General features: G+C 60.9%; 15 protein-coding genes. 12 read left to right on the forward strand and 3 right to left on the reverse strand.

Annotated features, from left to right (window positions below):
* Positions 1-382: 382 nt before the first annotated feature.
* Positions 383-2,647, forward strand: coding sequence for a bifunctional serine/threonine-protein kinase/formylglycine-generating enzyme family protein (locus tag V5E97_RS33960; RefSeq protein WP_406695966.1), 2,265 nt, complete (start codon positions 383-385; stop codon positions 2,645-2,647).
* 319 nt (positions 2,648-2,966) lie between these two features.
* Positions 2,967-5,636, forward strand: coding sequence for a type VI secretion system ATPase TssH (tssH, locus tag V5E97_RS33965; RefSeq protein ID WP_406695967.1), 2,670 nt, complete (start codon positions 2,967-2,969; stop codon positions 5,634-5,636).
* A gap of 251 nt (positions 5,637-5,887) precedes the next feature.
* Here the strand turns inward: tssH and V5E97_RS33970 are convergent, their stop codons facing one another.
* Positions 5,888-9,820: a hypothetical protein gene (locus V5E97_RS33970; RefSeq protein WP_406695968.1), complete on the reverse strand. Its 3,933-nt coding sequence runs from the start codon at positions 9,818-9,820 to the stop codon at positions 5,888-5,890.
* A gap of 471 nt (positions 9,821-10,291) precedes the next feature.
* Here V5E97_RS33970 and tssK point away from each other — a divergent pair, with 471 nt between their 5' ends.
* Genes tssK through V5E97_RS33985 form a run of 3 tightly spaced genes read left to right on the forward strand, consistent with a single transcriptional unit; the run spans position 10,292 to position 13,767 of the window.
* Positions 10,292-11,686: a type VI secretion system baseplate subunit TssK gene (tssK, locus tag V5E97_RS33975; RefSeq protein WP_406695969.1), complete on the forward strand. Its 1,395-nt coding sequence runs from the start codon at positions 10,292-10,294 to the stop codon at positions 11,684-11,686.
* 10 nt (positions 11,687-11,696) lie between these two features.
* Complete coding sequence (locus V5E97_RS33980) at positions 11,697-12,323, forward strand: DotU family type IV/VI secretion system protein (RefSeq protein WP_406695970.1); 627 nt, start codon at positions 11,697-11,699, stop codon at positions 12,321-12,323.
* Positions 12,324-12,348: 25 nt separating this feature from the next.
* Positions 12,349-13,767, forward strand: coding sequence for a type VI secretion protein IcmF/TssM N-terminal domain-containing protein (locus tag V5E97_RS33985; RefSeq protein WP_406695971.1), 1,419 nt, complete (start codon positions 12,349-12,351; stop codon positions 13,765-13,767).
* A gap of 165 nt (positions 13,768-13,932) precedes the next feature.
* Here the strand turns inward: V5E97_RS33985 and V5E97_RS33990 are convergent, their stop codons facing one another.
* Positions 13,933-14,646: a PEP-CTERM sorting domain-containing protein gene (locus V5E97_RS33990; protein ID WP_406695972.1), complete on the reverse strand. Its 714-nt coding sequence runs from the start codon at positions 14,644-14,646 to the stop codon at positions 13,933-13,935.
* A 148-nt stretch (positions 14,647-14,794) separates the two neighbouring features.
* Here V5E97_RS33990 and V5E97_RS33995 point away from each other — a divergent pair, with 148 nt between their 5' ends.
* Positions 14,795-14,956, forward strand: coding sequence for a hypothetical protein (locus V5E97_RS33995; RefSeq protein ID WP_406695973.1), 162 nt, complete (start codon positions 14,795-14,797; stop codon positions 14,954-14,956).
* Between the two features lie 92 nt (positions 14,957-15,048).
* Here V5E97_RS33995 and V5E97_RS34000 read toward each other — a convergent pair whose 3' ends face one another.
* Positions 15,049-16,545, reverse strand: coding sequence for an FHA domain-containing protein (locus V5E97_RS34000; protein WP_406695974.1), 1,497 nt, complete (start codon positions 16,543-16,545; stop codon positions 15,049-15,051).
* Between the two features lie 481 nt (positions 16,546-17,026).
* Here V5E97_RS34000 and V5E97_RS34005 point away from each other — a divergent pair, with 481 nt between their 5' ends.
* The 6 genes from V5E97_RS34005 to tssE all read left to right on the forward strand — a co-directional run bounded on the left by V5E97_RS34005 (position 17,027) and on the right by tssE (position 23,441).
* On the forward strand, positions 17,027-17,887 hold the full coding sequence (locus V5E97_RS34005) for a type VI secretion system accessory protein TagJ (protein ID WP_406695975.1): 861 nt from the start codon (positions 17,027-17,029) through the stop codon (positions 17,885-17,887).
* Between the two features lie 2 nt (positions 17,888-17,889).
* On the forward strand, positions 17,890-19,788 hold the full coding sequence (gene tssA / locus V5E97_RS34010) for a type VI secretion system protein TssA (RefSeq protein ID WP_406695976.1): 1,899 nt from the start codon (positions 17,890-17,892) through the stop codon (positions 19,786-19,788).
* A gap of 344 nt (positions 19,789-20,132) precedes the next feature.
* Positions 20,133-20,657 (forward strand): type VI secretion system contractile sheath small subunit, encoded by a 525-nt coding sequence (tssB, locus tag V5E97_RS34015; RefSeq protein ID WP_406695977.1) that lies wholly within the window; start codon positions 20,133-20,135, stop codon positions 20,655-20,657.
* 1 nt (position 20,658) lies between these two features.
* Positions 20,659-22,152 (forward strand): type VI secretion system contractile sheath large subunit, encoded by a 1,494-nt coding sequence (tssC, locus tag V5E97_RS34020; protein WP_406695978.1) that lies wholly within the window; start codon positions 20,659-20,661, stop codon positions 22,150-22,152.
* A 154-nt stretch (positions 22,153-22,306) separates the two neighbouring features.
* Positions 22,307-22,789, forward strand: a complete 483-nt coding sequence (locus V5E97_RS34025) for an Hcp family type VI secretion system effector (protein ID WP_406695979.1) — start codon at positions 22,307-22,309, stop codon at positions 22,787-22,789.
* A gap of 166 nt (positions 22,790-22,955) precedes the next feature.
* Positions 22,956-23,441 carry a type VI secretion system baseplate subunit TssE gene (gene tssE, locus V5E97_RS34030; protein WP_406695980.1) on the forward strand — a complete coding sequence of 162 codons (486 nt, stop codon included), beginning with the start codon at positions 22,956-22,958 and terminating at the stop codon, positions 23,439-23,441.

The following is a 23,441-nucleotide window of genomic DNA, read 5'->3' on the forward strand; positions in this document are numbered from 1 at the left end:
GCTCGTGCTCCTCCAAATCCCCTCGTTTCACGGTTGAACTCGGCCTGCATCCCAACCGGCCTTGTGAGTTGGGCGCATGGTTCGGCCAGGCGAGTGCGAGGTCCTTGACGATGATTCGCCCCAGGGTACTCCCGATTCGTCGCGTTGCTCGAAATCGCATTGTCGCCGGTTATCCCTTCCATGATAAAATGACGGATGTGGTTGCCGGTCAGACCCCGCGTTGGGGATGAGTAGGATGCAACCCTCATCGCCAAGGACCATGAATCGATCCTCGGTTCCAAAAAATGACCAAGGCTCTTGACTCACCTTCCTTTGCGAAGCCTGAGCACGACCCATCGCCGCTTGGAACCGATCAAGGGCGATTTGCCGGTGGAGACGTCTGATGGCCGATCGTCGGGAACTCCCGGATGAGGCGAGGGTCCGGAGAACGTCCCACGTTCCGCCCACTGACATGCCCACAACTCAGCCGGCTGGCCCACCGTTCGTCGAGATGCATCCCTCGGAGGCATCTTCGGGTTCACTTCCCCCCACCAGGACTCAGGAACCACCGACTCCATCCACGGGAGCGACGCTATCGCTCTACGCCACGCCCAGAATGGATGATCCGAGGGCTGCGATCGGAAGTTCGGAGCAGGTCAGGATCCTGTTCGGAAAGTACCTCGTTGTGCGCAAGCTCGGCGAAGGGGCGATGGGGGAAGTCTGGCTGGTCCGCCACCGCGATCTCGGGGCCGAACGGGCGCTCAAGCTGATCAATCTCGGACGATTTTCGGATCCGGAGATGCGCGCGAGGGCCCGCCGTGAGGCGCGAGCCATGGGGCTCTTCTCACACCCGAATGCTGTGGCGGTTCACGATGCAAATGCCGACGGCGACCTCGCCTACATCGAGATGGAGTACATCCGGGGTCGGAGCCTGAACAAGGTCCTGGAACCCGGCGTTCCGATGCCGCTCGACTGGGTGGCGCGGATGGTTGAGCAGCTTTGCGCGGTGCTCGAAGTGGCCCACGCCCACGGTATCGTTCACCGCGACTTGAAGCCGTCGAACATGATGCTGCTTGACTCTCAGCCTGAGGGACGCGAGCACCTCAAAATCCTCGACTTCGGCATTGCCAAGATCCTCCACGCGGACGAGCAAGGGCACGAAGATCTCCAGACCCGAAGTGGCGCCACGATTGGCACCCCGGCTTACATGAGTCCCGAGCAGATCAATAGTGAGGCGAACCAGATCGATGGCCGGAGCGATCTCTATTCGGTCGGTGTGATCCTCTTCGAGATGCTGACGGGACGCCGCCCCTTCACCAGTGCCAGCTTCAAGCTGACCTACGACCACCTTCACACCCCTCCGCCCTGTTTCTCCGAGGTGAACGCAACCATCCGGATTCCCGAGGCTGTCGAAAAGCTAGTGCTGCGCTGCCTCGACAAGGATCCTGCGCTCCGCCCCCAGTCAGCACGCGAGCTCGGCGACGAATTCCGCAGGCTCGCCACGCCTCCGAAGCCGCCTGAACCGATTGCAACTCCGCTGCCGACTCGACGCGGTCTGCTGGGGGCCCTTCTCCTTGTGGCGGGACTGGCGATTGGCATTGCCGTCTGGGTTTCCATGAGGCCTCATCCTTTCAATATCCACGCCGCCCAGCCTGATTTGAGCCTTCCCGCCGGGGGAAGCGCCACGATCACGATCTTGGCCGAGGGCGATCGACCGAAGCACGTCGATTATCAGGCCGACGTGACGCCGCCGGGGATCTCGGTCACAAAGGCAGGTGGCAAGAGTAGTACGGGGGTTCAGCAGTTTGCACTCGCGATCGGGCCCAACGTTGTGCCGGGGGTGACCGTCCTGAGCTTTCGCGCCCACACCGGGACGAGCAAGTTCAAGACGAATGTGCGACTGACCGTCGAAGCTCCCAAAGTTGAGCTCCCGGACGATTTCGTTCCGGCTCCTGGGAGCGTTTTGATTCAGGATCATGACAGGATATTTCACTCGCAGATTTTTAAAAACCTCGGTGACAACGCCAAAGTCGAGTTCCTCTTTATCAAACGCAATCAGAGCGATGAGCCGGCCTCGTTTTACATCATGAAGGACAAGATCTCGAATCGGGTCTTTGCTCGGTTCGCCGCGAAAGAACCGAAGCTGCTCAAGGGCACGGCATGGCGGATGCCTCCAGGAAAGGGACAGAACCTCCCCGCCTTCAATGTCACCGCCGAGGAAGCCTGTCGCTTTGCGCACTGGCTGGGACGTGATCGGGCCAAGGTCCGTTTGCCAAGAGTCGAGCAATGGGATAAGGCGTCCGGTTGCTACGACGTGACCACGCAGCAAGGACCGTTCGTCGAGCCGTGGAAACCCGGCGACTTGACGATCGCGGTGGGTCGAGATTCTCCCGCACCGGTCGGATCATCGTCTCACGACCTGAGTCCGCTCGGTTGCCGCGACATGGCCGGCAACGGTATGGAATGGACCCGAAATTCGACAATTGAAGGAAAAATGCTCCCCTTCCCGGAAGGAAGTTTCGATCCGGTCCTGTTGCGCGGTCGATCGTTCAAATTAAGCAGCCCACTCTTGTACAAAGATCTTCGGGATGTCGATGAACGGATGAATTGGGATGCCGACAAGGGCGAGTCCGATATCGGCTTTCGTCTCGTGATCGATGACCTTTGAGACCGTCGAGACCGAGGTGCATGAGCCGGACCACATTCCGCCTCGTTCCTCGTCGCTTGTGACCGCCTTATCGCGTTGAATGTCGCATGTGACGGCAGATTGTCTTGCTGTTCACGTCAGATTAAGATCCAAAAGCAGATTTCTGGAAAGTTCCGTCCGGCAGTCGTCCCCATCGATTGGGTTGTCGGTTGGGCAACGTCCACCGAGCCTTTCGGCGAGAGGCGAGGTGAGCGTTGGCCAACCTTGGGACACGACTCGTCTGACTCGTACGCGTCCCTGTTTGAGTCGCCGGTATCAACGAGCGAAGGAGAGAATTTCAATGGGAGTCGATTCGGGAGCGGTCATCAAGACGCTGAACAAGACCTGTGTCAACTCCCTCCAGGCGGCCGCCGGGCTCTGCCTGTCGCGGACGAACTACAGCGTCGAGATCGAGCACTGGTTGCTGAAATTGACCGAGGTCCACGACAGTGACCTGACCCGGATCTTTCGCCACTTCGAGGTCAATACGTCGCATCTTCAGCGCGACTTGACCAAGGCGCTCGACCGTCTAAGAACCGGCAATGCGCGAACTCCCACGCTTGCTCCCTCGATCGATGAGCTAATCCGCTCGGCCTGGGTGCTCGCCTCGCTCCAATACCAGGCCCGGCAAGTTCGCTCCGGGTTCCTTCTTCTCGCCCTGCTCGAGGATGAACAACTCGGCCGACTGGCTCGCGACGCTTCAGCGGAATTCGCCAAGGTCAAGGTTGAGACCCTGGCGAGTGGAATGGCGAGCTTGATCGCCGGCTCGGCCGAGGACGAATCTCCGGCGGCAGCACGCGAGGCCGGGGAGCAAGCCGCGCCTACCCATGGAGCGCCGACCCAGACTCCCGCGCTCGATCAGTACACGATCAACTTGACGGAACGGGCGCGCGCAGGCCAGATCGATCCGGTGCTCGGCCGCGACGCCGAGGTCCGCCAGATGGTTGATATTCTGATCCGCCGTCGCCAGAACAACCCGATCCTGACCGGCGAAGCCGGGGTGGGCAAAACGGCTGTCGTCGAGGGGCTCGCGGTGCGGATCGCATCGGGCGACGTTCCCGAACCGCTCCGTAAAGTGATTCTGAGAACTTTGGACCTGGGCCTGCTCCAGGCGGGAGCCGGGGTCAAGGGCGAGTTCGAGAATCGACTCAAGCAAGTGATTGCCGAGGTCAAAGGGTCACCCGTACCGATTGTGCTCTTCATTGATGAAGCCCACACGATGATTGGCGCGGGGGGACAGGCTGGACAAGGCGATGCGGCCAACCTGCTCAAGCCGGCCCTCGCTCGCGGTGAGCTCCGCACGATCGCGGCGACCACCTGGGCTGAGTACAAGAAATATTTCGAGAAGGATGCGGCCCTGGCCCGACGATTCCAGGTGATCCGAGTCGAGGAGCCGAGTGAGGAAAAGGCGATCGTGATGATGCGCGGGATTACCGCCATGCTCGAGGCCCATCACGGCGTTCGGATCCTCGACGAGGCCGTGGAGGGCTCAGTCAGGCTCTCGGCGCGCTATATCCCCGGCCGGCAACTCCCGGACAAGTCGGTGAGTTTGCTCGATACCGCCTGCGCCCGAGTGGCGATCAGTCAGTCCGCGATCCCGTCGGCCGTCGAAGATTGCCGCCGCCGGATCGACAACCTCAAGGTCGAAATCGAGATTCTCGAACGCGAGAGTCTCACCGGCGCCCCCCACGTCGAGCGGCTCGCTGAGGCCAACGACGAACTCGCCAAGGCCAAGACCCTCCTTGTCGAGCTCGAGAAACGGTGGGAGGAGGAACGGAAGCTCGTCCAGGAAATACGAGGCCTCGCCGACCAGATTGAAAAATCGCACGCCGCCAAGAACGGTAAGGCCGGTGAACCGCCGAGCGAGCCAACGGCTCAGCCGGAGTCGTTGACGTCCGAACTCGCCACCCGGAACTCGGAGTTGCGAGCGCTCCAGGGCGACTCACCATTGATGCAGGTGAACGTCGACTCCCAGACGATCGCCGCGGTGATTGCCGGCTGGACCGGAATCCCGGTGGGCAAGATGTTGGCCGATGAGATCAGGACGGTCTTGAACCTCAAATCGAAGCTCGAAGAACGAGTGATCGGCCAGGCCCAGGCACTCGAGGCTGTCAGCCAGCGAATCAGGACCTCTCGGGCCAACTTGACGGACCCCCGGCGACCGATCGGTGTCTTCCTGCTGGTCGGACCCAGCGGCGTGGGAAAGACCGAGACCGCGATCTCACTGGCCGACTCACTCTATGGCGGCGAGCGTAACCTCGTCACCATCAATATGTCCGAGTATCAGGAAGCACACACGGTTTCCGGTCTGAAAGGCTCACCTCCCGGTTACGTCGGTTACGGCGAAGGGGGCGTGCTTACCGAGGCCGTTCGTCGCAAGCCCTATTGCGTCGTTCTCCTCGACGAAGTTGAGAAAGCTCACCCGGACGTGATGGAACTCTTCTTCCAGGTCTTTGACAAGGGGACCCTGGAAGACGGTGAAGGACGTGTAATCGACTTCAAGAACACTGTGATCCTGCTGACGTCCAACGTCGGCACGGATACCACCATGGCGCTCTGTGCCGACGAAGATACCACGCCCGACGCGGCCGGTCTGGTCGAGGCCCTCCGCCCCGAACTCCTCAAAGTCTTCCCCCCTGCGTTGCTCGGACGCCTGGTCGTCGTCCCCTATTATCCCATCTCCGACGACGTGATGAAGCAGATCGTTCGGCTCCAGCTCGACCGGATCGTCCGACGGGTTCGCGAGAACCACAAAGCCGTTTTCACCTACAGCGACGAAACCGTCGCGAACATCGCCAGCCGGTGCAAGGAAGTGCATAGCGGAGCACGCAACGTCGACCAGATCCTGACCCGCAGCCTTCTGCCGGAACTTTCCCAGGAGTTCCTCACCCGCATGGCCGCGAGCGAAGTCCTCTCCACTGTTCATCTGGATGTCGACGAACAAGGGAACTTCCGCTACCAATTCTCCTGAGTGAACGCGAATGGGCCGAGGACGAGTTGATCTCGCCCTCGGCCCATCGTCGTTGTTGCGGCTCTGCATTCGCAGGCCGCTTCCATGATCCTGGCCGCTGAACTGCGGAAGTCGGGCTAACCCGTTTCGGAAACCGCGAAAATCCCCGGTGCTTTCGCCCGGTCACGGATCATTGAATAAAAAAGTGTGGATCGGAGTGCTTGGAGGGTCGCCAGAGAGCGTCAACTCTCTGGCGACCCTTCAACCGATCTTCACTGGGGTGGGGCGACCTTCTCCGGAGGGACCACGCCGGTGTCAATCCGTCCCTTGAAGGCGTCGATCACCTGCTCGACCTGGATCTTCCACGCCACAGGGAGTGGCGGCTTGGGATAGATTCGCCACCACTGCTCGGCGGCCCCACGGTCGAGAGTCGTCTTGATCGACTGCCCATCCAGGGTGACGATCACGTCGGACGGACCACAGACAGGGTCGCTCTTCAGGTGCCAGACGTTGACGTAGGCCATGTTCTGGGCCTCGTCGTACCCATCTTGAACCCTGATGTACTGAGAGGGCGCGATCTGGCGGAATGGATATCTTCGCTTGAAGAGAACCCGTCCCATCTCGTTGTCTTTGCGGATCTCGAGGACCAGATAGCGCGGCTTTTCAAGCGGGATCTCGTGCGAGTCGGTGTCGACCCGGTCGCCGATCTCGTCGTTGGGCCGCCCCGGCTCAAGCTTGACGTCCTTCCGGGTGACGAAGGTCCCTTCGATACCTTCCAGGCCGTAGCGCACCCAGATCTTCGCCGGTTTGGTAAGCGTGTGATTGATCACGAACCGATAGGCCAGCGGCGTATGAGGGTGGAGGAAACCTTGGCCTGGGTGCCGCTCGAACTGGTCGCCGAAAATCTTGATCAACTTTCGGTCACTCTGACGGAGCGTGACATCGATCCCCTCTTTCCCAGGGGTCAAACGGAAGACGATGGCCGAGGCGGTGAGATCCTTGGGAAAGATCTGCCCTCGATAGAATGCGCCCGGTTCGAGTTGGATCGACACCGTCTCGGGTGTCGAGTCCGTCCGTTCCACGACGAATTCGACCGGGTCGGCCGGATTGCCCGCTCCGATCGGCACGAGGGTGCCCGCCACTCCGCTCGTCGCATCGCCCCCTTTTTGGTTGACGGAAACGGGCAAACGGAGGTCGTGGCCGAGGAAGGCGACGGCGTCCCCCGGAGGGATCTCCCCCTCCGAGTGGACTTTGATGCTCACGGTCATGCCTTCTTGATCATCGAGCGAAGCCTGCTTGGGTGAGGCGGCATCGACGACTAGGTTAGCGCGAGCCATGACTTTCGCCCGCTCGACGGATTTCCGAAGCTCATCGGAGTCGCCGTAGTCATCTCCCCCCTTCTCGAGGAGGGCAAGCGCGTGCCGGGGGGCGAAGTCGTCGAGCAGGCGTTGACCATGCCAGGTGGTGAGATCCCTGCGCAGGAACCTGATCCGCTGTTCGACGAGTTTATCGCGCCCGACCTCGTCGGCCAGGGGGAGGACCCGGATGGCCCGATCAACCGCATCGAGGTTTTCGGAGAGCAAGTCGGGATTCGGTTTCTCAGCGATGGCGATAAGCCTGGCTCGCCGGAGGCTCCTGATCCGTTCCGAAAATTCGGCGAACTCGGCGAACGGAGAACCTCCCAGTTTTCGGCAGGCCCGGTCGTAGGTTTCCCGGAGCGAGGCGACCTCTTCTTTCTTGGCCCCGCCGATCTCGAGAAGGCCCAGCTCAAGCCGGGCGAGGCCAGAGGCGGTACGCCAGAAATTGGGGTCGGCCGGCGATTGCCCTTCGCTTTCGCCCGAGTCCAGACTCGTGGTCGACCGCGCGGCTCGCTCGGCAAGGAACGAGTCCGACTCCCGTTTGAGACGACTTTCCGAACTGTCCGAGGAAGAGGATGAACTACTTGAAGCGTCTGCGGTCGTTGCATCCAGGCTGGAGGCCACCGGCTGCGAGCGGACCCGGCCGAGAAGCTTCATTCGCGTCTCGGACGGGATCAGCGGAACGTTGAGGACGGAATCGAGGTCGCGCCAGCGTCCGCCTTCCCACTGGTTGTGGAAGTCGTCGGTCAGCCCGCGAAACGATTCAGAAACCACGCTGGATTGGCGTTTGATGCGCTGAATCTGTTCGTCACGCCCTGCCAACGGATCCCCGTCCGTGCGGAGGGGCGGAGGGACCGAGTGGATCAGTCTCGCCAGCTCCGCGGTCGAGTCGAGCAGTTCTTGGAACGCCGGATCGAGACCAATTTCCAGTCGACCGCCTCGTCGCGCCTTCCATTCGCCGTAGTAAGGCAACTCGGCCGAGAGCTGCTCGGTCAGGTCGATGGCCTGCTCACAGATCTCGGCGTTCTTGATTGCGATCTGATAGGCTTCGTCCGCCAGGTCGAGGGCTTCCAGGCAGGGGGGCACGGCCGGTTCGGCGGCGAACAAAAGGTCCTGTCCCTTGCGACGGTGGATGTCCCCGGCCTCGACCCAAGGCCTGATCCAGCGGTTGATCCGCTCGTCCGCCGCCGCCGCGACCTCGGCCAGGTTGCGGGTCTGTAGCGCTTTCTCCAGAGCCTCGCCGCGTCGACCTCGGAATGCGTTACGGTCGGGGCCGCGGGTCACGAAGGTGTCGCTCCAGACGATCAGTTGCGCTTCGGGAAATAAGGGGCGACGATCGTTATCCACATCGGAGAGCCGAGCGATCGGTGAATCCGCTTTTCGACGACTCGAGAGGGTTCCGTGTCCCGATTCCGTTTTCTTCTTCTCAAGAGCGGCAGGCGCTTTCTTGGTACTCGTTCCTTTGGTTGCAGGGGGCGCCGCCCCGGGTTCACCGGCTTTCTTCGGCTCCCCCTTCTCCGCTTCGGCCGGCTTCTCCGCTTCGTCCGCGCCCTCTTCGGGAACGGACGACTCGTCTCCTCCCAAGATGCTGTCGAGGGCCTCGTTGATCGAGCCGCGGGCGTCTTCCAATACTTTTGATTTCGCCTTGTCAGGCGAGTCCGCCACCTGCTTTTCGAGCAGAGCCAGCGAGCCTTCGGGCGCGGGAACCCGGGAGATTTCGCTCGCCAGGTTGGGAAGACTGTTTAAAGCGGCCTCCGCCTCGGTCAGCTCTCCCGATCGGAACAGGCGTTCGGCGCGAAGCAAGGTCTCTTGATACCGGAGCCAGGTTCGCGGCGCAGATCGATATGGCTTTCGCTTTTGCCAACCGTCGCGCTCGGCCCAAGCTCGCTCCAGGCGTTTGAGGAATCGAGCCGTCTCCTCCTTTTCCGCGTCCCCCTCCGGCTTCGGGGCCTGAGTCAGCTTGCGGGAACGAGGGAGAGGGAAATCCAGGGTGGTATCCCCGAAAAGCTCGGGGGTTTGTTCCGCCTGCCGGTGATTTCGCACCCAAAGGGAGACCTGGGCGCGGACGTAGCGGGTGAGCGATTGAACGGTCAGTCCATTCGGGGTGCTTCCCTTACCTGCAAGGGCCTGCTCGACGAAATAGCCAAAGACCGAGCGATTATCGAATTCGCTCGAGGCGCTCGTTTGGCCCGCCGCGCAGGAACTCAGGATGATGAGTCGCTTGACGGGATTCTCGGCCAAGTAGGAGCGGAGTTTGGGCAAGAAACCGTTCGCGTAGACTCCCAGATTGCGATCCGACCCAACTTGCCCGGCGTCCCAGATGAGAAATCTCGATTGGCCTGGAAATCGTTCGCCCGCGTCCTTGAAGACCTCAAAGAGCTGTTCAAGCGAGATTGCGGATTGCCTCGCGTCCGTTTCTGAAGTCTCACCGATGACCCCGCCGTCGTCGCGCAGGAGCACGGCCCCTTTGTCGTCGACCACGCCCGCGGCCGAGACGTAGAGCACCACCGGGCGGTTAGCCGCTTTGGTCAGATACTCGCGCAACTGGTCGGGGAACGACCTGTAGTCCGACTCGGCCACAGTGCCTCGCACCGCCCCTGTGATTTTTTCGAGGTCCGCGGCCTGGTGGCCGATCCAAGGTCGGGTCAGCCCTCGCTGGGCGATCCAGCGCCCACCAATCCCACGGCGAGTTGGGTTAATCCAGAAAAGTAACCAAATGAAGAGGACCAACGCGATGACCATCCCGGTAAAGACCAGGATGAGTCGCGAGAGTCGCGGTTTGGAAATTCTTTGGGTGTCGACCAGTCCGAATCGCCGTCGACCGGACTGTAGCGTTGTTGTCGTCATAACCCGCTCAAAATCAAGGGACTAGACTATTGGCGGTGGGAAAAGTCATGTCCGCTAAGGAAGCTTCGAGGACATGACTTTCCTGACGGACGATAGTCGTAAAAGGCGTCGCGCAATGCCGTGAAGAATTTCGGCTTGCTCAGTTTACGATATTTCGCCTCGTGTTGTGACCGAGTTTCTTCAGTATGATGGGCTGTTGGAAACTGCGTCAATAACTTGTGTCCCAGAGCGCACTTCTTCGCGTACTGATTCACTCGGTTCCGTCTCGCCACAAGCCGCGACTCGCCACCCGGTCATGGTCACGCTTACGGTTTGCGAACGAGATCCGGGTTCCGCCTGATCGTCGGATCTTCCGGAGAAGCGAGCACGTTCTGAATTCCCCCTCGGGAAAAGGCCAGCCCTTCAGATCGCCCCGCCGATCGGCTATGCTTTTCGAACGTTTCCGAAGAGGTCAGGGGCTGGGAGTGTCCGATGGCAAGCCGACCGATTCACTGGCATGAAGGCATGTTCCTGCGCCCTCAGCACTTCCAGGTCGCCGACCGGAATGTTCGGGAAAGTCTTCGCGATTCCGAAGATTGGTTCCACCCATTCAACTGGGGCGTGCGCTCGGTGGAGTTCGACCGCGAAGCATTCGGCAACTACTCGGCCGTCTTGCGGTCGTGCGAGGCCCGCTTCAAGGATGGGACCAAGCTTTCGATCCCGGCCGACGGCACCGTCGACCCCGTGGAACTGAGGAATGCGCTGGCGAGCTCGGGCTCGGCGATGATCTACCTGGCGGTGCCCGCGCTCCAGGCCGGGCGAGCCAACGTCGAGGAGGTCCCGACCGCCAATGGCCCGCGGTACTGGGTCGACGAGTTGGAGATCACCGACGAGAATACCGGCAGCGAGGAGCAGGCGCTCTTGGTCCGTCGGACCCGCGCTCGCTTGCTCCTCTCAACTCAGGATCATACCGGCTACGAAGTGCTCCCCTTGGCACGGGTGGAGCGGTCCGCTCAGCTCGAAGCGCCTCCCCAGTTGGATGTCGACTACGTTCCTCCCCTGCTCGTGCTGGATGCCTGGACGCCCCTCTGGCAAATGGTCCAGTCGCTCTATCACCAGATCGGGGCCAAGGTCGATCAACTGGCCTCTCAGATCGTGGACCGGAGTATCTCGTTCGATAGCCAGGTCCCGGGTGATGCGGAACGATTGCTCAAGCTGGCCACACTCAACGGCGCGCTCTCGGCGTTCGAGTCCATCGTCTTCATTCGGGGATTGCCGCCACTGGTGCTCTTTCACGAGCTTTCTCGGCTGGTCGGCCAACTCGCCATTTTCATGGACGCGCGGCGGCCCCCGGCGCTTCCTCCCTACGATCACGAGGACATCGGCGGTTGTTTCTACACCGTGATCAAGTATATTCAGCTCGGCCTCGATACCATCGCGCCGTCGGCGTTCGAGAAGCGGTACTTCGAGAAGAACGGCGAACGGCTCCAGGTGAGCCTGGAACCCGGTTGGTTGAGCAGTACGAAGACCCTCTTTCTCGGCGTCGAGACGGAGCTGGGGGACGATGATTGCGAACAGCTCCTGCGGTCGATGGATATGAAGCTGGGAAGCACGTCCCGGGTCGAGCAGATCTTCAAGCAGGCGTTGCGTGGGCTCAAGCTCGTGCCGATCGTGCGCCCTCCGCGTGCCCTACCGGCGGGGACCGGGATTGTTTATTACCAGATCGAACGTGACCAGGTGTTCTGGCGTGATGTGGCGGATACTTGCTCGATGGCGATCCGAATGAACCTGGCGCGGGCCACCTTCCAGAGCGATCGCATCCTGTCGGTCGTGCCGCCCAAGGGCAGCAAGACCACCAACCTCCAATTCGCGCTGTTTGTCATCTAAATTTTTTAATATGACCGACCCCTTCGCCAGTCTCGTCAGCCCGGTGTTCCAGACGGTGCTCAATCTCCAGCAACGTCTGGAAGAAGGGGAAAATCCCCCACTGGGCCCCGAACGGGAACATATTGTCGTTGCCCTCGACGAAGCCGCACGGAAAGCCGGCATCTCGAGCCAGTTGTCGCACGACTTTGAACTTGCCAAGCACGCCTTGGTGTACTGGATCGACGAGATTCTGATCAACTCCCCCTGGTCGCACGCCCTGGAGTGGCGTCAGCAGATCTTGGAGTGGGAGATTTATCAGGAACGGCTTCGTGCCGATCGCTTTTTCGAGAAGGCCCATGAGGCCGAAGTCCTTGCCAATACCGACCCGTTGGAGACGTACTACCTGTGCGTCGCCCTCGGCTTTCGAGGCAAGTACGTGGAGAGTCAGCCGGAGCTTCGCGCTTGGGCGGAGCGGATCTACAACCGGATTGCCTCGAGCGGTCTTCAACCTGAAAAATTTCTGCCGGACGAATCGCTCGATCGTGAACCGTTGAGCCCACTTCCGGGGCAATCGATCTTGCTCGCCGTCAGTGCCCTGGTTTCAATCACGGCCTTGATTACCCTGGCCTGCTTCGTTCTGGCCGTACGTCCACGATAAAAGCCCCAATCCACCGAGAGGCAACGTGAGTTATTACTTCAGCGGATTTGGGCAGTGGGTGGCGATGACCATTGGGGTCGGTATCACGGCCGTCTTCGCCTATTTCCTGGCGCGGTGGTCCTGGCGCTGGTTTCTCGCGCTCTGCGTGACGGTGGCGGCGGTCATTTTCCTGTTCCTCCTTCCCATTCGCAATCCAGCGCACGCATTTCTTGACGAGTCGACCCCCCCGCTCTTCCTCAACTACTTCTGGACCTGGATCTTCGTTCTGATCGTCGGGTTTACCCTCTCGTTGATTTCCTTTGGCCGAGCACTCTACCAGGGTCGGCCGGCGGCCGTCGAAGCGGGGGGAGGCGAGGGATCGACCGACCGATCGTCCGAGATCGATTCCGCATGGCGGGAGATCCAACTTCGGTTGAGTAATGCCCGGATCGAGGCGGGAGCGCAGCACGTCTATCTCATCCTGGTTCCCGACGAAGGGTGGGCCTCGGCGTTGGTCCATTCGGCTGGGCTTCAACTGTTCGCCGAAGGTCCCGATGGCGAAGCGCCAGTGCATGCGTACGCGACGGCCGACGGACTCTTTCTGAGCGTGGCGGGTGCCTCGGCCTTTGGGGTTCAGAGCGAGGAGGGGAGCCGAAGCCTCGAGAATGTTTGCCAGCGGCTGCTGGCCGATCGACCCAATTGCCCGGTCGTTCGAGGCGTGGTCGTCCTCTTTCCGATCACCTGGGCAGGTCAACCCGAATCGGTGAAGTGGGCTTCCTCGGTTCGCGAAGACTTGCGGACGATCGAGCGGGTTCTCAAGGTCCGTTGCCCGGTGTTCGCGGTCTTTTCCGAGATGGAAACAACCCCTGGCTTTCCGGAGTTCGTGGGGAGGATGTCGACGGCCCTCCGGCAAAGCCGCTGCGGTTTCGCCGTCCCCGCCTCGCACCCGTTCAGTGGTGACCTGGTGCAGAACGGCCTGATCTGGATGTCCGGCTGGTATCACGGCTGGATCTTGAGCCTGATGGCCGATGATCTGTTCAACGTGCCAGGGAACAACCAGCTCTTCAGCCTCGACATCGAATTCCGCCGCTATCGTAAACGCCTCCGATCCGTCCTGGAGGCAGCGTTCTCGACGCATCGTGAAACTGAGCCGATGCTGTTTCGAGGCTGCTATTTCACGGCCACCGGGGCGAGCCCGCGCGAGCAAGCTTTCACGGCCGGTCTCCTGAGAGGTCCGCGCGGCCGGATCCTTGCCGAGCATGCGGTGACCCAATGGACCCAGCAGGCCAAGGACGACGACCGATTTTATCGGAAGCTCGCCCTGGCCGTGGGACTCGTGGGGGGCGGCCTATCCCTGCTGACCTGGTTCGCCATCATTGCAATGACCGCCAACTCGGTCTGGTGGGCAGGGCCTGTTATCCTGATCGTGGTCTGGCTCATCGCGATCTTCCGCATCGTTCGATAAGACGAGGCTCGCGAAAATAACCTCTCAATTGGTTGCGTTGCCGGGTTCCGGGTGCATTGTTGCCACTCGGAACCCGGAGCACCGAAACGGAAAAAAGGTCGAGCGAAGGGATCAATGCGAGCGGGAGGCCCCCCCTGCCAGAGCCTCCGCATTCTGACTGGGATTTCACCGCGGTCGACGTGACCGGTGGCGGTAGCCGAGAAAGCCCAGAACAGCGACGCCGAAGATGAGGCCGGTGCCCGGCTCGGGGACCGGAGCAGTGACCATCTCGCTCTTGACCTCGAGCGACGTGATATGGCCTAACGCGGTCGATGCATGACTCTTGGGATCCTCCCCCTGGAACATGACAAGCGAGACCTGCGTCGTCAGGAAGTCGGTGAGGTCCAGCAAGTTCGGCAGCGCCGTGCTCGTGAGGGCATTAGCCACCGAGTTCATGTCGAACTCGAGTCGCGTTTGCCTGACGGATTCGTCGTTGAGCGTCGTCGTGAAGAACTGGTGGCCGTAGAAATGGTTCTGGGACGGGGCGATGTTGATGCTCGCGCTCGACTGCGTGTCGGGGATGCCCACGGGAACCGGCTTCCCGTCGATCGACAGGCTGATGCCCGTGCCTGGGAAATCTGTGGGAAAATTGTAGGTGCCGAAGATCTGGCTGTTGCTGCCCACGTGCTCGTTCGGCGTGGCGGCGGGGATCGATACGGTCATCGAGAACGACGACCCAACCTGGATGGAGCTATCAAAGATGCCATCCAGATCGGACACTGAGTCGAGGGTTCCCTCGAACTGGTAGGTCCTCATCTCGATCTGTGCAGCGCGGGCCGATCCGATCGAGAGCCCGCTGAACAGCAGGGTCCATGCAATAAGGCTTCGTAACTGGGACATCCTTGGTTCCCTTCCTTGATCCTGACGTCTGGGGCGACGCTTCGATGCCATGCTATAACGCGCATGCACGATATCAAGAAAGGTGGACGGATACAAGGTCGGGCACTTATGTTCGATTGGTCGCGTGCAGGTTTCAAAGGACGTGCTCATGCTTCCGCTCGAGCGTGGACAGTCGCTTCAAAGCCTGCTCCCCTGCGTGAGCCCCCCGGGAGGCGTGCAGCAGGTCATCCGGTCACGTTGGTTCCGTGGCAGGAGTGCCCTGCTGCTCATCTTGACCAGAGCGGATACCCTGGCTGGAGGAGACAAGTAGCCCTCGTTAGGGAATGTTCATCCCGTTGGGATGGATTAATCTGGCGAGTGCCTAAGTGACGGAGGAGGTGAGAACGGCGGTAGCGCCTTTCTCTACTGAATGTGATCAATAACTCGGAACAAGACCAGGCCGGCCAGAAGCACGTCGCCCGATGAGACCTTGGCCGAACCCAGTACATGAACGAACGTGCCGTTGCGACTCTTCAAATCCTCGAGGATGAACTTGCCGTCCTTGCGATAGACTCGTGCGTGCATTCCGCTTACAGAATTGTCGCTCGTCAGTGCGATGTGGGTGTTCGGTCCTTCACGCCCCAGGATCGTCGCATCCTGACGGGTGATTGGGAATCGAAGCCCCGGCTGACCGTTGGGACGAATGAGGTCAAGGTAGGCCAACGGTTCGAGATCCCGGCTGCAATACTCCTCGCCATCCTCCCCGACCAACGGCGAGGCCGGCTCGAAGGGAGGGGCTTCGTGAAACTCGATCGTCTGGTTGCCCACGCGAAAGCGCATTCCATCGCTCAACTCGGTCGGTTGAATCACGCGAAGGTAAACGCCGTTGATCGATCCGAGGTCCTCGACCACCAGCGTCGTGCGATCGTAACGCAACTTCATGTGCCGTACGGCCATGCTGCTGAGCCCGGGAAACTCCGCGCTCGTCTTGGCACGACCGACGTTCAGGCCATTGGCGTGGATTGGCCCCCAATCTCGCCACTGGCCTTGATGGTCGAGGATCTGAAGTGTGAAGGTGAACTTGGGGATCTTCAGCTTATCGAGATCGACCCCACCCAGGAACTGAGTCTTCGCTTCCATCTCCTCGGAGTCCCCTCCAAAGGGGTCGAGCAACGAGGGGGGGGCGGTGTGAGGCGGCGGCGCCCCTGGTCCACCCTGGGCGTGTTGCGGTCCCCCAAATCCAGGAGCGGGGTGCTGTTCGGGCCATCCCGGGTGAGGAGTTGGGTGCAGCGGCTGCGCCGGGGCGATCGGGGGCGTCTGATGCGCCGCGCCAGGAGGATACATTCCAGGATGCGGCCCAGGCTGTGGCGGGGCACCCCCCGGTTGCTGATATCCGTAGTAAGGAGAAGCACCGGGCATGGGCTGAGGTTGGGGCTGGGCCTGAGGAGGAGCGGGCTGCGCTCCACCGAGCATTTTGATCATCCAGCCGCGCAGGCCCCCTCGAGCTTCTGGCGGAGCGGGTGCTGCTCCCCCAGGCGGAGCATAGGCCGGCGCAGCATAGGCCATCTCTCCCGTGGAAGTCGACGGCGTGTAGGCGAGCTGGGGACCTGGCTTCGCAGGTTGGGGAGCCGGGGTCGGAGCGCTGGGGGCTTGGGCCGAGGGCTGTGGCGCGACCGGGCGCGGCTTGACCTTCTTGATCGGCCTCGGAGGGGGCGGTGTGGCCGGCTCCCTCTCTTCCGAATGCTCCGCACGCTCGACTGGGCTGACTTTTCGGGCGGTCGCCGGAGCTTTCGCGGGCGTAATCTGCCGTGGGCGCGCCGGCGGAATCGTGCGACAGGGATCGAGATCGGCTCCGCAACTGGGACAGCGCGTGAGATCGTCGCCGACAGTCGCATCACATCGGGGACAGATTTGCGCCATCCAACTTCTCCGGCTTGCTAGAGAACCTGCGCCAATGGAATTCGATTCAGTCCCGACTTGCTCTGGCCCACCTGCAAAAACTCAACCGTTCCGTTGCTGAGTCAACGCGCACCCAATAGATTCGTGCACTATAGGCGTTACGGCCTCCTTCGTCAAAGTGCGTTCGAGCGAATGGGGCCTGATTTCGTACGCGCAACTCGAGGTGGAGTGACACGGGCCGCCGAAGTGCACACTCTGACCTGCGACATTGTCCGGATGTCAGCGGGCCAACGGTTTGAACTGGCGAAATCGCTGAATCTCTCCAGGATGGTGTCCCTTTCTCAGGAACGGCCAGTATGATGTTGGCTTCATCTCCCAGTCGACTTAACATCCGAATTCTTGCCGACGTCGAGACGGCAGGTTCGGTCGACACCGCGACGCCGCGGGAACGACAATCTCGGAGTTCAGCGCTCGCTCGTCCGTCGTTCGGAAAAGGTTTACAATGAATGCGAAAGAGTACCTGGATCGCGGTCAACTGACGGATTCGATCCGTGCTTTGAACGAGGAAATCAAGGCCAATCCGACCGACCTCGAACTGCGCACCATTCTCTTTCAGCTGCATTGCTACGCGGGCGACCTGGTCCGTGCGGAGAAGCAGCTCGATGTGGTTCGCACCAAGAGTACGGAGATCGCGTACCTGAACGGGTTACGGGTCTACCAAGGTCTCTTGAACGCAGAGCGGGCGCGGACTCAGCTCTTTGAGAAGGGAGAGCGGCCCCGGTTTCTCGTGATGCCACCCGAGAGTGTGACGTTGCACCTTGATGCTCTCGATCGGGTGCGCGAGGGACGCTTTGATGAGGCTCGCGGCCTGCTCGATCGGGCGGCCACGAGCCACGAGGCGGTCCGAGGCACCGCGGATGGGGTGGAATTCGACGATTTTCGGGATGCGGACGACATTTTGGCCCCTGTTCTCGAGGTCTTCTCGACGACCGGTTATTACTGGGTCCCCTGGGTCCACGTCCAATTTCTCGAAGTTCCCAAGCCGATCACGTTGCTTGACCTGCTCTGGGCGCCTGCCAAGCTGGCGACCTATGACGGTCAGCTGGGCGAGGTCTACCTCCCCAGTCTCTATCCAGGCACGTCAGCGAGCCCGGATGGTCTGTTGCGACTGGGACGGCAGACGGACTGGATCGACGTCGGGTCCGGAATCATCCGAGGGGTGGGCCGCAAGTCTTTTCTCGTAGGTGAAGAGGTACGGACCCTGCAAGAGCTTGGCCAAGCCCAGTTTCCGCTCGCTGAAGGCAAGGCGAGCGAGCCGGCCCCGGATTCACCGGCGGCCGATCAGGCGGGAGATCAATCCTGACCATGGCCACGACATCGGTTTTCAACGTCGATGAGTGTCTTGCGCCGATCTCCGGCGAAAACCCGTCGGGACGCAACCTCGCTTACGAGGCCGTTTACGATGAGTTGCGGGAGGCGCGTCGGTCCGAGGACGACACCCTGCAAGGCGACTGGCAGCGGAAGGCCAAAACCGCCGACTGGGAACGCGTCATCGAACTGGGCACGGAGATCCTTCAAGGTCAGTCGAAGGATCTGCAAGTCGCCGCCTGGATCACCGAGGCACTTGGCCGTCGGCACGCGTTCGGCGGCCTGCGCGACGGCTTCTTGTTGATGCTCGGGATCCAGGAGCAATTTTGGGAGACGTATTATCCCGAGATCGACGATGGAGATCTCGAGTCGCGTTCCGGCCCGTTCATCTTTCTTGAAAGCGTTGTCGCCCCCTTGATCCGCAGCCTCCCCTTGACCCGCGGATTCGGCGATGAGCGCTATTCGTATTATCGCTGGCAGGAATCGAGAGCGACTGACAACGCCGGCCTGAAAAGCCAGGACGCGATGGATGCGTTGATCGCGGAAGGAAAGATCACCGGGCAGCAGTTCGACGATGCGGTGGCCCAAACGCCGAAGCAATTCTACGTGACCCTGGTCGAAGACCTTCGCGGTTGCATTGATGCGCTCAAGGCTCTTGATGACAGCATGGACCAGCGGTTGGGTCGAGACTCACCGGGGGTGGTCTCGGTGCGGAAAGCACTCACAGAGTGCCGCAACGTCCTCGAGCCGATCCTGAATCAGAAACGATCGCTCGAGCCCGATGCCGAAGCCGAGGTTGAGGACGAGTCCGCAGCGCCCGAAGATTCGGACCAATCCGAATACGCCGAGACGGAGAGCTCGTACGACGCCGAGCCGCAGGTCGCCGCACCTCGGCGTCGCGCCCGCCCCGCCCGGTCCTCCGGCGGCCCGATCACGAGCGTGGCCGACGCACATCAGCGGATCCTCGAAGCGAGCGCCTATCTTCGGGAGCACGATCCGGCGAGTCCGGCCCCCTTCCTCGTCGTTCGCGCCCTGCGGATGGGGGAGTTGTACGGGCAGTCTCAGCCGCCGGACATCTCCGTCTGCGAAGCCCCCTCGAGCGAGGTCCGGATGAGCCTCCGAAGACTCGCCCAGGAGGGGGAGTGGACCCAACTCCTGGAAGAGGCCGAGCAGGCGCTCGGCCGCCCTGAAGGAACGGCCTGGCTCGATGCGCAACGCTATGCACTCACCGCGATGGCCTCAACCGATATCGACCGCTCGGCGGCCGCGGTCGCCTGTCGCAGTCTGTTGCGGGCCTACCTGACCGACTTCCCGGATCTGAGCCAATCAGAGCTAGGAGACGGCACCCCAACGGCCAATTCCGAGACCCGAAGCTGGCTTCAGGAGGAGATCGTCCCCCCGGCTCCCGAACCCGTTGACTCGGATTCGGACGAACCGGTGGCCTATCAACCGCCTCCGATGGAACCCTACGTTCCCGACCCCAGCGAACGAGCGTCCGATGAACCCGCGGACGTCTGGACCCAGGCACTCGAGTTGGTTCAGGAGCGACGGATCAATGAAGCGATCGACCTGATCCGCCGCGCCCTGGCCTCGGCCTCGAGCGGCCGAGAGCGGTTCCAGCGCAAACTACAACTCGCCGAACTCTGCCTCATGGCGAATCGCCACCAGGTCGCTCTTCCACTTTCGGAAGATCTGGCGCGTCTGGTGGACGAATTTCGTCTAGAGGAATGGGAATCCGAACAGCTCTGTGCGCGGGTTTGGGCAGCGTTCTATCGCTGCCTCCGCGCTGTCGGCGCCGGCACTCCAGCCGCGGAGAAATTACAGCCGGTTTTCGCACGCCTATGTCGCCTCGACATCAACCAGGCACTGGCCTTGGAGGGAGACAGCCCTCACTAAAAAAGACAACGATCCGCGACTGGGCGTGAATCGCGATGGATATCCGGCCCATGCGACTGCAAACCAACCCGTTGCGAAAACCGCAAGAAGCATCGGTGCTTTCGCTCGGTCGCGAATCATTGAAAAGAAGACGGGGTCACTCCCCCTGGGTCCGCGGCGCGAGAGGCGGCGGATCATGACTTCTCGAGCGATGCAAGCGTCTCGGGTTCCCGAGCGCCTTCGCTAGAGGAATTCAATTGACACAAAAGCTTCAAGGCCACATCCTTGAGCCCTGATACTGCAGTAATGTTTCCTTACCCATCCCTCTCGGATTCGAACGTGTTGCGTTCGGGAGAAAAACTCAGATGCCGTCATACGAAAGCACCCAACACAAGTTGGATCGCGTGCGTCGTCCCCGCGTCCATTTGACTTACGACGTTGAGGTCGGCGGCGCCATCCAGGTCAAAGAACTTCCCTTTGTCATGGGCGTTCTGGCCGACCTTTCGGGCAAGCCGATTGAGTCGTTGCCCAAGATGAAAGATCGCAAATTTGTTGAAATCGACCGTGACAATTTCAACAAGGTCCTGAACGCGATCAAGCCTCGGTTGGCGTTTCAGGTGGATAACACGCTGCAGGACGACAACTCGAAGATCAACGTTGAGCTCAAGTTCAGTCATATGAATGACTTCGAACCCGAGCAGGTTGTCCGACAGATTGAGCCGCTCCGCAAACTTCTCGAAGCGCGGGACCGGCTCTCCGACCTCGTGACCAAGATGGACGGTAACGACACGCTCGAGCAGTTGCTTCAAGACGTGGTCAACAATACCGATTCTTTGAAAAAGTTGAGTAGCGAGACGGGACGCGTCGAGCACAAGTCGGAGGAGGCGTAACATGAGCGGAGCCGCGGAACAAAGTCAGCCGACGTCGTCTGTCACGTCGCAGGAGGAGGTCAGCCTCCTCGACCAGATCATCTCACAGGGCCGGATGGCCCGGGACGAAGAGCAAAGGACACTCGCGAAGGATCTGATCGGCGAGTTCGTCGATCAGGTCATGACCGGCACCATGAAGGTATCGAAAGATACCCAGGCGATGATCAACGCGCGGATCGCGCAGATCGACACCTTGCTCTCCAAGCAACTGAACGCGGTCCTCCACCATGAGGACTTTCAGAAACTGGAGGCATCCTGGCGTGGTCTTCACTACGTCGTGCACCAGTCCGAGACGGGACCGACCCTCAAAATCAAGGTCATGAACGTCTCGAAGAAGGACCTTCTCAAGGACATGGAGCGCGCTCCCGAGTTCGACCAGAGCGCTCTGTTCAAGAAAGTCTACGAAGAAGAATTCGGCACCTTCGGCGGTTCACCGTTCGGAGCCCTGGTCGGCGACTACGAGTTCAGTCGTAGCACGCAGGACATTGCTCTGATGGAAAAGATCTCGAACGTGGCCGCCGCGGCGCACGCCCCCTTCATGACTGCAGCCAGTCCCCAACTGTTCAACTGGGACGATTTCACCGAGATGTCGGGTCCGCGTGACCTGAGCAAGACCTTCGAGACGAACGATTACGTCAAGTGGCGTTCGTTCCGCGACTCGGAAGATTCTCGCTACGTCGGTCTCTGCCTGCCGCATATCTTGATGCGGACGCCCTACGGACGTGACAACGTTCCGGTCGAAGCGTTCAACTTCGAGGAGGACGTTGATGGCGCAGACCACAAGAAGTATCTCTGGGGGAACGCGGCCTACGCCTTCGCGACCCGGTTGACCGAGTCGTTCGCCCGACACCACTGGTGCGCCGCGATCCGAGGTGTGGAAGGGGGCGGTCTCGTCAGTGGCTTGCCCGTCCACACTTTCAGCACGGATGAAGGGGACGTTGCCCTGAAGTGCCCGACCGAGATCGCCATCACCGATCGTCGCGAGAAAGAGCTCGCGGATCTCGGATTCATTCCCCTGGTGCATTGCAAGAATACCGACTACGCCGCATTCTTCAGCGCCCAGTCGGCTCAGAAGTCAAAGTTGTACAACACTGATGCCGCCAACGCCAATGCCCGGCTCTCGAGCCAGTTCCAGTACATCATGGCGGTGTCTCGCATTGCCCACTACCTGAAGTCGATGATGCGCGACAAGCTGGGCAGCTTCATGAGCCGCAGCCAGTGCGAGACGTTCCTCAACACCTGGATCGCGCAGTACGTCACGACGGACGACTCGGCGAGCCAGGAGACGAAGTCGCAGTATCCGCTTCGGGAAGCCCGGATCGATGTCATGGAGGTCCCCGGCAAGCCGGGTGCTTACAAGGCGATCGCGTTCCTGCGACCTCACTTCCAGCTCGACGAGTTGACGGTCTCGCTCCGCATGGTGGCTGAACTGCCGCCGCCTGCGTCGGGTGGTTGATCGCGCGTTGTCGTCGTGTTTGGTGGCGGCGAGAACCGTTCGAGAAATCTTGCGGTTCTCACGTCACCAGGATGCCAGGATGTCGTAATCAGAAGTAAGCCCGGTGGGGATGGCCGACCGGACCAAAAACGGAAACTTGTGAGGAGTTGCTGCAATGGCTGTTGACATGTTTCTGAAGATCACTGATGTCAAAGGCGAATCCAAAGACAAGACGCACCCTGGCGAGATTGAAATCGAATCCTTCAGCTGGGGAGCGACCCAACTCGGTGCCTCCTCGCACGGGACCGGAGCCGGTGCCGGCAAGGTCTCGATGAACGACTTCCATTTCGTGATGCGGAACAACTCGGCATCGCCGACCCTCTTTCTCTTCTGCGCCAACGGCAAGCACCTGAAGGAAGCAAAACTCACCTGCCGGAAGGCGGGCGGAACCCAGCAGAACTTCATGGTCGTCACGCTGTCGGACGTCCTGGTCTCCAGCTACCAGACCGGCGGGTCGCAGGGGGGCGAAGTCCCCATGGACCAGATCAGCCTGAACTACTCGAAGGTCGAGATCGACTACCTGGCCCAGGACGAGAAGGGGATCACGAAGTCGGCCGGCAAGAAGCACTGGGACATGAAGACCAACACGGGTGGCTGAGTTCCACCGGGTCTGAAGTGGACCGGATCGAGCCAGACCGGCCGTTCCCGCAACAACAACGAGCAAAAACGCGTCGCACCGGAGGCCCGTCGGGCCCCCGGTGGCGTTTTTGTTTTCAACGGCCGCGAACTGCGATCAGCCATGATCACCGGAAAGGGAAGGACCGATGCCGCGAGCGCCAATCGAATACTCTTTGTTGCCCTCGGTCCTCGACCGGTTGATCGACCATGATCCGAAAGTCTCCACCGAGCCTCAATCGGGGCGGAACCCATTACCGGCTCAAATCAAGGAGTCGGTCAAGCGCGACCTCGAATGGCTGCTGAACAGCAAGCAACTCTTGGCGGACTGGCCCGAAGACTTCCAGCACCTCTCCAGGTCGATGCTGACCTACGGGATGCCTGACTTTTCCTCATCGACCTTGAGCAGTGCCAACCACCAGGACAAACTGAGACGAACGGTCGAGGAAGCCATTGCTCGTTTCGAGCCTCGACTCTCCCGAGTCTCAGTCACGACCGTCGAGGGGAGAGAATTCGATCGGAGTCTTCGGTTTCGGATCGATGCGATGCTCAGGGTCGACCCCGCCCCCGAGCCCATCACGTTCGACTCCGTGCTCCAGTTGACGACCCGGGCCTTCGTCGTGCAGGGTGATTAA

It is taken from the genome of Singulisphaera photorubra (genome assembly GCF_045290345.1).
Taxonomy (GTDB): domain Bacteria; phylum Planctomycetota; class Planctomycetia; order Isosphaerales; family Isosphaeraceae; genus Singulisphaera.